Annotated in this window: 10 protein-coding genes; 8 read left to right on the top strand and 2 right to left on the bottom strand. The window is 64.3% G+C overall.

Translation table 11 applies throughout. The features are described 5' to 3' along the window. Positions 1-940 (top strand): DMT family transporter (locus PMI40_RS08365; RefSeq protein ID WP_008114076.1); only part of this gene is annotated, 940 nt, incomplete at its 5' end. Next, positions 937-1575: a GntR family transcriptional regulator gene (locus PMI40_RS08360; protein ID WP_008114074.1), complete on the top strand. Its 639-nt coding sequence runs from the start codon at positions 937-939 to the stop codon at positions 1573-1575. The genes PMI40_RS08365 and PMI40_RS08360, both read left to right, overlap by 4 nt. A gap of 58 nt (positions 1576-1633) precedes the next feature. Here PMI40_RS08360 and PMI40_RS08355 read toward each other — a convergent pair whose 3' ends face one another. Then, positions 1634-2071 (bottom strand): VOC family protein, encoded by a 438-nt coding sequence (locus tag PMI40_RS08355; RefSeq protein WP_008114072.1) that lies wholly within the window; start codon positions 2069-2071, stop codon positions 1634-1636. Positions 2072-2237: 166 nt separating this feature from the next. After that, positions 2238-2915: a GntR family transcriptional regulator gene (locus PMI40_RS08350; protein ID WP_238540919.1), complete on the bottom strand. Its 678-nt coding sequence runs from the start codon at positions 2913-2915 to the stop codon at positions 2238-2240. A 222-nt stretch (positions 2916-3137) separates the two neighbouring features. On the opposite strand from PMI40_RS08350, the gene pruA reads away from it, so the two are divergent. The 6 genes from pruA (at position 3138) to PMI40_RS08320 (ending at position 9416) form a co-directional block, all read left to right on the top strand. After that, on the top strand, positions 3138-4757 hold the full coding sequence (gene pruA / locus PMI40_RS08345) for an L-glutamate gamma-semialdehyde dehydrogenase (RefSeq protein WP_008114069.1): 1620 nt from the start codon (positions 3138-3140) through the stop codon (positions 4755-4757). 166 nt (positions 4758-4923) lie between these two features. Continuing rightward, positions 4924-6024 (top strand): ABC transporter substrate-binding protein, encoded by a 1101-nt coding sequence (locus PMI40_RS08340; protein WP_008114067.1) that lies wholly within the window; start codon positions 4924-4926, stop codon positions 6022-6024. 99 nt (positions 6025-6123) lie between these two features. After that, positions 6124-7017 carry a branched-chain amino acid ABC transporter permease gene (locus tag PMI40_RS08335; RefSeq protein ID WP_008114066.1) on the top strand — a complete coding sequence of 298 codons (894 nt, stop codon included), beginning with the start codon at positions 6124-6126 and terminating at the stop codon, positions 7015-7017. Beyond that, entirely contained in the window at positions 7010-7897 is an 888-nt protein-coding gene (locus tag PMI40_RS08330; protein ID WP_008114064.1) for a branched-chain amino acid ABC transporter permease, read from the top strand. Before PMI40_RS08335 ends, PMI40_RS08330 begins: the two co-directional genes overlap by 8 nt. Continuing rightward, the gene (locus tag PMI40_RS08325; RefSeq protein ID WP_008114061.1) at positions 7894-8700 is read left to right on the top strand and encodes an ABC transporter ATP-binding protein; all 807 of its coding nucleotides are present in this window, start codon (positions 7894-7896) and stop codon (positions 8698-8700) included. Before PMI40_RS08330 ends, PMI40_RS08325 begins: the two co-directional genes overlap by 4 nt. Then, positions 8697-9416, top strand: coding sequence for an ABC transporter ATP-binding protein (locus PMI40_RS08320; RefSeq protein ID WP_008114060.1), 720 nt, complete (start codon positions 8697-8699; stop codon positions 9414-9416). Before PMI40_RS08325 ends, PMI40_RS08320 begins: the two co-directional genes overlap by 4 nt. The last annotated feature ends 15 nt before the right edge of the window (positions 9417-9431 follow it).

The following is a 9431-nucleotide window of genomic DNA, read 5'->3' as shown; positions in this document are numbered from 1 at the left end:
GGCTGGCGCCGCAGCCGCAGCCGCAGACCGGCGCATGAGCACAGCCCTGGTTGCAGGCGCTCCGCACCGCCAGGCGCGGGGCGCCGTTCTGCTGCTGGCGGCGATGGCCTGTTTTGCCGCCTCCGATACGCTCGTCAAGCTGTTCGCCCAGGACCGCTCGGCGTTCGAGCTGGCCTGGATGCGCTATGCCACGCTACTGGTCACGGTGCTGGCCAGTTGGGCCTGGGCACCGGGTCGCCTGGCCAGCGTCCATCCGGGCCTGCAGGCGCTGCGCGCGGCCGGGCTGATCGGCTCGGCGGTATTCTTCCTGCAGGGTCTGCACTACCTGCCGATCGCCGAGGCCACCGCCATCGTGTTCGTCTCGCCGCTGTTCGTCACGGTCCTGGCAATTGGTATACTGCGCGAGCCCATGCAAGCGCGTCGCTGGTGGCCCATCGTCCTGGGGTCGCTGGGTGTGCTGCTGGTGGTGCAACCGGGTGGGGCGCATTTCAACGGCGCGGCGCTGTTTCCGGTGCTCTCCTCGCTATCCTGGGCGGTCGCGGTGGTATGCACGCGGCGCATCGGCGCCGCCGATTCGGTGGCCACCACCATGCTGTTTTCGTCGGCCAGCGGCTTGGCGCTGCTGACGCTGATGCTGCCGGCGGGCAGCATGGGCCGGCTGGCGCACGCATCGCCATGGTGCCTGGCAATGGCCTTGTGCTGGTGCGCCGGCCAGTGGCTGGTGATCGCCGCCTACCGCAGCGGACGGGCATCGGCCATCGCACCATTCGCCTATTCGCAGTTGCTGTGGGCTACCCTGCTGGGACTGTTAGTCTGGCATCATGTGCCCGGTAGCCTGGCACTGACGGGCATGGCATTGATCCTGACGGGCGGCCTGCTGGCCGCCTGGCTGGGCAGGCAACAACAAGTACAACCGGTATCGCAAGCACCAAAACCATGAAACCAAACCTGAACCTGATCACCGGCGACGTACAAGCCAGGATCCGCAGCATGATCCTGGCGTCGGACTTCAAGCCTGGCCAACGCCTGGTGGAAGAAGAGTTGTGCAGCATGTTCGAGATCGGCCGCACGCCCGTGCGCGAGGCGTTGCTGCTGCTGCAGGGCGAAGGCCTGATCGTGCGGCGCCGTGGCTGGGAAGTGCAGGGCGTGGATCACCTGCAGGTACACGCCATATTCGAAAGCCGGGCCGCCATCGAGAGCGCCACGGCCAGGCTGGCCGCGCGCTACATCACGCCAGCGCAACTGGACGCCCTGGATGGCATGCTCGATGCCATGGAGCCGTCCAACGAGATCAGCCGTATCGAACTCAACAAGATCAACACCCGCTTCCACGAGCTGATCGTGCAGGCCTCCAACAATGCCATCCTGATCCAGTTCCATGAGCGTACGCGCTTCTATTACTGGGCGCTGCGGGTGCCAGTGCTGTTTGCCGACGCCCAGCTGCATGATACCAATCGCGAGCACCGCGAATTGGTCGATGCGCTGCGCCGGCACGAGCAAGACCGCGCCGAACACCTGGCGCGACTGCACGTCGAATCGACCATGAAGACCATCGAACCGGCCCTGCAGCGCTGAACGGCCTGGCGCGATTCGAAAGACCCGTCCAAGGTGGCGGGTCTTTTCGTTTTTACCTTCAGGACTTGCGAATCTCCAGCACCGTACCGGCCTGCTCCCGCGTATCGAAATAGGTGAAGCCGGTGCCGTCGCCGCGGCGCCCGCGTGCCGTCACGCCCAGGCCCAGCGCGCGTGCCTGCTGTTCTGCGGCGTCGCAGTCGCCCACTTCGAAACCGAGGTGGTACACGCCTTCCCCATGTCGGTCCAGAAAGCGCCGCTGCGGCGAATCCAGCAACGACGGCTGGCACAGCTGGAGCTGGACGTTGTCAAGATCCACGCACTTGTAGCGCATCTCGCTGGATGCGCTCGGATTGGGTACCTCGAACTGTACATATGGACTGCTCTTAGGATAGTCGAACCAGGGACCCATCCCCAGCGTTTCGTAATAGGCCACGGTCTTGTCGAGGTCATGCACCACGATGCAGATGTGGTGCAGCACTTGGAACGGATGCGTCACGTTTTTTTCCTTGTTGGCTGCTGTCGAATTTGTTGATATATTAAATAATATACGAAAATGATCGGGGTGAGAACGACGATTGCACGTCGCCGCCCTGGGCGCGAAGGCAGAAATGAAAACAGCCGGCGTAAGCCGGCTGTCGGGGCGGTACGGGCTTGTCGCCGGTTCAGGCGGCGTCGCGCACATCCTCCTGCATGGCTGCCTGTTCGCGCTTGATGCGGTCCGTGGCCAGCAGGTTGTTCTTGGTTTCCATGATGTGCCTCTCCAACAGCGCGGCCACCTGAGCCGCGTCGCGCTGCCGGCAGGCTTCGAGAATTTCGAAGTGGTCCGATTGCGGACCTTCCTTGCCGGTGGCCAGCGACATCATCTCGTGCGTATAGCGGTCGGTGTTGAGGCAGAACTCCTCGATCAGATGGCGCAGCTTGGTGTTGTTGGCCGGCGCGCACAGTGCCAGGTGGAAGCGCCGGTTGCATTCGGCCCACTCGGCCACCGACTCCGAGGCGTTGTACTGGTCGAGGATTTCCTGCAGGTGGGCAAGGTCGCGCTGGACCATGTTGGGCACGGCGATCTTGGCGGCATGGCATTCCAGCGCGATGCGTATATCCATCATCTCGCACAGCTGGTTCACATCCATGCCGGCCACGATCGCACCGCGATTGCGCTGGTAGGTCACCAGCCCTTCGGCCTCGAGCTGACGCAACGCCTCGCGCACCGGCAGGCGACTGGTATTGAAGCGTTCCGCCAGGGCGTCCTGTCGTAGCTGGGTGCCGGTGGCCAGGCTGCCGGCGAGGATTTCGTCGCGCAATTGGTCGCGGATGATTTGCGGAAGTCCTTTATTGGTCATTTTCGCGCGGGTCTGTTGCGTGGACATGAATTGAGTGCTGTATCGAGTGAAGCGGGACAGGTGCGCGCCCATTTGCGAGCCCCGCGGGCTGCAATTACTGCGCGTCCCGTGCGCCGAAAACCACGTTGGTGGACACGTCTATTGTGCCTCAAGTTTTCCTCTGATAGACTTGGATCCAATTATTACATGTTGGATCCAATCTAAATAATATCGGATAATATAATGAACATTTCATATCCAATAACGACCAACGAGTCGGTGCTCGATTACGCGCCCGGCAGCGCCGAACGCGAGTCGCTACGTGCCGAGCTGGCAGTGCAGAAGAACATCTGCCGGGAGATCCCGGCGGTGGTCAACGGCGAGCGCCTGTTCGGTACCAGTGCCACGGCGGTGCGGGCGCCGCATGAACACGACCGGGTGCTGGGCAACCTGTATCACGCCGACGGCAAGACGGTGCAGGGCGCTATCGACAGCGCACTGGCGGCCCAGGAGGAATGGTCGCGCTGGTCGCTGCAGGATCGCGCAGCCGTGTTCCTCAAGGCCGCGGACCTGCTGGCCGGGCCCTGGCGCGCACGCCTGAATGCGGCCACCATGCTGGGCCAGAGCAAGACCGCCTACCAGGCCGAGATCGACTCGGCCTGCGAGCTGGTCGATTTCCTGCGCTTCAATGTGCAGTTCGCCCACGAGATTGCGCAGATGCAGCCCCAGCATTCGCCGGGCGTGCGCAATCGCAGCGAATATCGTCCGCTGGAAGGCTTTGTCTATGCCGTCACGCCCTTCAACTTCACCGCCATCGGCGGCAACCTGGCGATCGCGCCGGCGCTGATGGGCAATACCGTGCTGTGGAAGCCGGCGGCGACGGCGGCGCTGTCGAACTACATGTTCATGGAACTGCTGGAAGCGGCGGGCCTGCCGCGCGGGGTCATCAACTTCGTGCCGGGCGACCCGATCGAGATCAGCAACATCGCGCTCGGCCATCCATCGCTGGCAGGGATCCACTTCACGGGTTCGACCGCCGTCTTCGACACGATGTGGAGCGAGGTCGGACGCAATGTCGCGCGGTATCGTTCCTACCCGCGCCTGGTGGGAGAAACCGGCGGCAAGGACTTCGTGCTGGCGCACCCGTCGGCCGATGCGGAGGCGCTGGCCGTGGCGCTGCTGCGCGGCGCGTTCGAATACCAGGGGCAGAAGTGCAGCGCCGCGTCGCGTGCCTATATTCCCGCTTCGCTGTGGCCGGTGGTCAAGACGCGCCTGGTGGCCATGGTCGATTCGATCAAGATGGGCGACGTCACCGATTTCGGCAACTTCATGGGCGCGGTGATCGACCGTCGCGCTTTCGAGCGTATCCGTAACTATATCCACCGGGCGCGTGAAGACGCCAATGCCGACGTGCTGGTCGGCGGCAAGTGCGAAGACCGGGTCGGCTACTTCATCGAGCCGACCGTCATCGAGGTCAAGGATCCACGCCACGCGCTGATGCAAAACGAGATCTTCGGCCCGGTGCTGTCGGTCTATGTCTACCCTGACGCAGAATGGGACGAGGTGCTCAAGCTGGTCGACGGCACCAGCCCCTATGCGCTCACTGGCGCCGTGTTCGCCACCGATCGCGCAGCGGTGTTGCAGGCGCAGCAGGCCCTGCGCTTTGCTGCCGGCAATTTCTACATCAACGACAAGCCCACCGGTGCCGTGGTGGGCCAGCAGCCCTTCGGTGGCGCGCGCCGCAGCGGTACCAACGACAAGGCCGGTTCGGCGCTGAACCTGTTGCGCTGGGTGTCGCCCCGCACCGTCAAGGAAAGCTCGGCACCCCCCACCGACTACACCTACCCCTACATGGCCCAATAACAACAATGCCCGCGCGCACTGGGAGATCGACGCGAGTCGCAGCACGCACGGCAAGGTAGTTCCGTCTCCACCGCCGACGGCTGTCGGCGGATTCCATCGATCCAGGCCAACCATGCGCAACAACGGCGCAGGGGACGGCTTTTTCTTAAGAAAAGAGGAGTGAGCAATGATGATGAAGATGAAGGTAGTGCTGGCCGCGGCATGGTGTGCCATCTCGGCCGGCGCCATCGCGCAGGAGACCGTGCAGATGGGGGCTGTGCTGTCGTTGACGGGCGCCAATGCCACCGTGGGCGAAGACGTGCGACGCGCGGTCGACCTGGCCGTCGAGAAGGTCAACAGCCAGGGCGGCGTGCTGGGCAAGAAGTTCTCGGTGATCGTGGAAGACTCTGGCGGAACCCCGACCACGGCGCTCAATGCCGCCCGCAAGCTGGTGTCGGTGGACAAGGTACCGGTGGTGATCGGCGAATACTCGTCCGGCATCAGCATCCCGCTGGGCCAGTACCTGGTCAAGGAAGGCGTGACCCATATCAACATCGCCAGCACCAGCGTGAAGATCCGCGATATCGGCGCGACCTCGTTCAACCTGATCGGGCTGGAGAACTTCGGCAACAAGTTCTCGGCGGCCGACACCTGGGCGCTGGGTTATCGCAAGGTGGCCGTCATCGCGCCCAACAATGCCTACGGCCAGGGCGTGTCGCACGGCTTCAAGGAAGAGTTCGAGAAGCTGGGTGGGCAGGTGGTGACCGAGGTGCTGTACACGGCGGGGCAGTCGACCTACCGCCGCGAACTGCAGCAGATCGCCAGGAGCGCGCCGGACGCCTATGTCTATACCGCCTACGGCCAGGAATCTGCCATCCTCAATCGCGAAGCCTTCGAGCTGGGGCTGCGCAAGACACCCTGGTACGGCATCCTGCTATCGATGTGCCTGTCCGATACACCGGCCGAGATCGCCAATGGCCAGCTGGGCATGGAAGTGGGGTCGGTCGACGGCCCGGCAGGCCGTGCCTATGCCGAAGCCTTCCGCGCCAAGTACAAGGAAGGCATGAAGACCTCCTACACCGGCTACGCCTATGACGCGGTGCTGATGACGGCAGCCGCGATCAACAAGGCCAGGTCGACCAAGCCGGCCGACATCCAGGCCGCCTTGAAGGAAATCGGCCGCGACTATGCCGGCGTGACCGGCAGCATCAGCTTCGACCAGGACCGCCAGCGGCAGAATCCGCCCTACGCCAAGTTGAAGTACGACGGCAAGGTCGTGCCCCGATAACAACCTGTCGCGCAGGGGTGCAAGCCCCTGCCGCCAGGCCTGCAGCAGCGGGCCGTGTGTTCTTGCACGGCTCCAGATGGTCCTCCCGGAGTTTTTCTGATGTTTCAATTCCTGATCGACACCTTGATCCGTACCTCGGACCTGGCGCTGGTGGCGCTTGGCCTGTCGATGGTGTACGGGCTGGTGAAGTTTCCCAATATCGCACATGTGCAGTACGCCATGCTGGGCGCCTACCTGAGCTACTTCTTCCACGTCGCCGGCCTGCCCATGGCGCTGGCCATCGCCGCCTCGTGCTGCGTCACCGGCGTGCTCACGTTGCTGATGCACCTGCTGGTGTTTCGACGCCTGCTGCGCTCGGGGCCAGCCATCACCATGATCGGCTCGCTCGCGCTGGCCATGCTGGTGGTGGCCGTCACGCTCGGCGTGGCAGGTTCGTTCCCGCTGATGTACAAGCTGCCGCTGAGCGCGCCGCTGGTCATCGATGAGGTGCGCATCGGCTATACCCAGTTGTATGCATTGGCCACCACCGCGCTGCTGCTGGCGGTGTTCGCGGCCCTGTTGTTCTACACCCGTACCGGTCGCGCGATGCGTGCGCTGTCGACCAATCGCGCACTGGCGGCGGCCTCGGGGCTGGACGCCGAAAGCATCACGCGCCTGGTCAACTTCAGCAGCGGTGCGCTGGCCGCGCTGGGAGGCAGCATGCTGGCCATGACCAGCGGCGCCCACATCAACCTGGGCTATGACATGTTGTTGCCGGTATTCGCCGCTGCCATCCTGGGCGGCCTGGGCAATCCGCTGGGCGCGGTGGCGGGCGCTTTCCTGATCGCGCTGACCGAAACCGTGGTCACCAACATCAATTTCGGCTGGATGTTCGGCAAGCCCGTGGCTTTCCTGCCGGTGGCCTACATCAGTGCCGCGTCCTTCCTGATCCTGCTGCTGGCGCTGCTGTTGAAGCCCTATGGCCTGTTTGATCGCGAGGTGCGCCGTGTCTGATTTCCTGATCTTCTCGGTCACCATCGCCGGCATCTACGCCATCATGGCGCTGGGCCTGAACCTGCAGGCCGGCTACGCAGGCCTGCTCAATTTCGGTCATATTGCCTTCGCCGGCATTGGCGCCTACGCCACCGGCATCACCACCAGCCTGGGCTACCCGGCGGCGCTGGGAGCGGCCGTCGGCGTGATCGTGGCCATCGCCCTGGGCTGGGGCATCGCGCGCCTGGGCCGCCAGCTCGGCGCCGACTACTGGGGGATCGCCACGCTGGCCATCGCCGAGATCCTGCGCACCATCGCTACCAACGAAGACTGGCTGACCGGTGGCGCCCAGGGCATCAGCGCCATCCACCCGCTGCTGGGTGACTTGCCGCGGCCGTGGAACGGGCTGGCGTTCATGGCACTGGTGCTGCTGGTACTGCTGGCCATGGCACTGGCTTGCCGTCGACTGGGCAATGGCCGCTTCGGTCGCGCATTGCGCCTGATGCGCGAGGAGCCCAAGCTGGCCGCCTGCATGGGTTACGACCTGCGCTCGCTGAAGTCGCGCGCCATCATGGCCGGCGCCGCCACCACCGCCATCGCCGGGTCGCTCTATGCGCACTACATGAGCTTCGCCGGGCCCGATTACATGCTGGCCTCGGAGACCTTCATGCTGTGGACCATGCTGATGATCGGCGGCATGGGCAACACCGCCGGCGTGATCATTGGCGTGGTGCTGGTACAGGCGGCGTATTCGCTGGTGCCGTTCGCCAAGGATTATTTCCAGTTCGGCTCCGACATTGCCGGTGCGCTGCGCATCGGCCTGATCGGCCTGATCCTGCTGGCCTCGCTGCTGTGGCGCAGCCAAGGACTGGTCCCTGAAAAACTAAGGAAGATCCAATGAACCGCCCGCAATCGAACACCCTGCTGGAGGTGGCAGCGCTGGCCAAGGCCTTCGGCGGCAACCGGGTCTTGCAGGATGTGAATTTCAGCATCAACGCCGGCGAGATCGTGGGGCTGCTCGGCCCCAACGGCTCCGGCAAGAGCACCTTGCTCAATACCATCACCGGCTTCGAGGCCATCGACGCCGGCAGCATCCGCTACGGCGGCGAGGAAATCGGCCGCCTGGCCGCGCACCGGATCGTCGAGCGTGGCATCGCCCGTACCTTCCAGCTGCCGTCGATGCCGGAGAAAATGTCGGTGATCGAAGTGGCCATGGCCGCGGCCACCACCCACCACGGGTTCTGGGAAACCCTGGTCGACGGCGCTGGCGTGCGACAGGCCGAAGCGCAGGCGCGTGACAAGGCCACGCGCCTGCTGCACGAACTGCTGCTGACCCACGTACGGGACCTGCCGGCGTCGGCGTTGTCGGGTGGCCAGAAGAAACTGCTGGGCATCGTCTGCGCGCTGATGGGCAACCCGCGCATGGTGATGCTGGACGAGCCCACCGCCGGCGTGCACCCGAACCTGCGCAACGACATCGTCCAGGCATTGAAGCGTCTCAATGGCCAGGGCATGACGTTGGTGATCGTCGAGCATGACATGCATTTCATCGGCGCCGTCTGCAGCCGTTGCATCGTGCTCGACCGTGGTCACATCGTGGCCAGCTGCCAGCCCGACGAACTGTCGTCCAACGAGCGCGTGCTGCAGGCCTACCTGGGTGGCGGTGCGCAACATAAAGCCACTGCCGCGGAGGGTACGCAATGATCACCATCGACAATGTCGTGGCCGGCTACAACGCCGAAGTCGACATCCTCAAGGGCATGACGCTGCAGGCCTCGCGTGCCGAGATCGTCACCCTGCTGGGCCCCAATGGCTGCGGCAAGTCCACCCTGCTCAAGACCATCGCCGGTTTTCTCAAGCCGCGTGAAGGCAGCGTCATGCTCGAAGGCGAAAACGTGTCGGCACTGCCGGTGCATTACAAGATCCGCCACTGTGGCATCGGCTTCGTGCCGCAGACCGAGAACGTGTTCGCGTCGCTGACCATACGCGAGAACCTGCAGGTGGGCGGCCACTACATGAGCCCGGCGCAGGCCCGGCAGCGCATGGAAGAATTGTGCGCGCTGTATCCGGTGCTGGGGATCAAGTTCAACGCACCGGCGGCGTCGATGTCGGGCGGCGAGCGTCAGATCCTGGCGCTGGCACGGGCATTGATGCCGCGCCCGCGCCTGCTGCTGCTGGACGAACCCTCGGCCGGGCTCTCGCCCAAGGTATTGCTCGAAGTGTTCGACGCCATCGGCCAGGTGCGCGTCAAGGAGCAGGTCACGATCCTGATGGTGGAGCAGAACGCGATGGAGGCGCTGCGCATCTCCGACCGTGCCTATGTGCTATCGATGGGGACGGTGGCATTGACCGCCGATGCCGGCGCGCTGATAAATGACCCGCAGGTGCGCGAGCTCTACCTGGGCGGACGCGCTGCATGACTCTGTGTGACCTTG

Source organism: Herbaspirillum sp. YR522 (assembly GCF_000282575.1).
Classification (GTDB): domain Bacteria; phylum Pseudomonadota; class Gammaproteobacteria; order Burkholderiales; family Burkholderiaceae_D; genus Herbaspirillum.
The sequence above is the reverse complement of the archived record's forward strand: the minus strand, read 5'-3'. Positions and strand labels throughout refer to the sequence as shown.

Excerpts from the sequence above, each read along its gene's own strand:
- PMI40_RS08335 (WP_008114066.1), top strand. The coding sequence starts at position 6,124 with ATGTTTCAATTCCTGATCGACACCTTGATCCGTACCTCGGACCTGGCG.
- PMI40_RS08350 (WP_238540919.1), bottom strand. The coding sequence starts at position 2,915 with ATGACCAATAAAGGACTTCCGCAAATCATCCGCGACCAATTGCGCGAC.
- PMI40_RS08360 (WP_008114074.1), top strand. The coding sequence starts at position 937 with ATGAAACCAAACCTGAACCTGATCACCGGCGACGTACAAGCCAGGATC.
- PMI40_RS08340 (WP_008114067.1), top strand. The coding sequence starts at position 4,924 with ATGATGATGAAGATGAAGGTAGTGCTGGCCGCGGCATGGTGTGCCATC.
- PMI40_RS08320 (WP_008114060.1), top strand. The coding sequence starts at position 8,697 with ATGATCACCATCGACAATGTCGTGGCCGGCTACAACGCCGAAGTCGAC.
- pruA (WP_008114069.1), top strand. The coding sequence starts at position 3,138 with ATGAACATTTCATATCCAATAACGACCAACGAGTCGGTGCTCGATTAC.
- PMI40_RS08325 (WP_008114061.1), top strand. The coding sequence starts at position 7,894 with ATGAACCGCCCGCAATCGAACACCCTGCTGGAGGTGGCAGCGCTGGCC.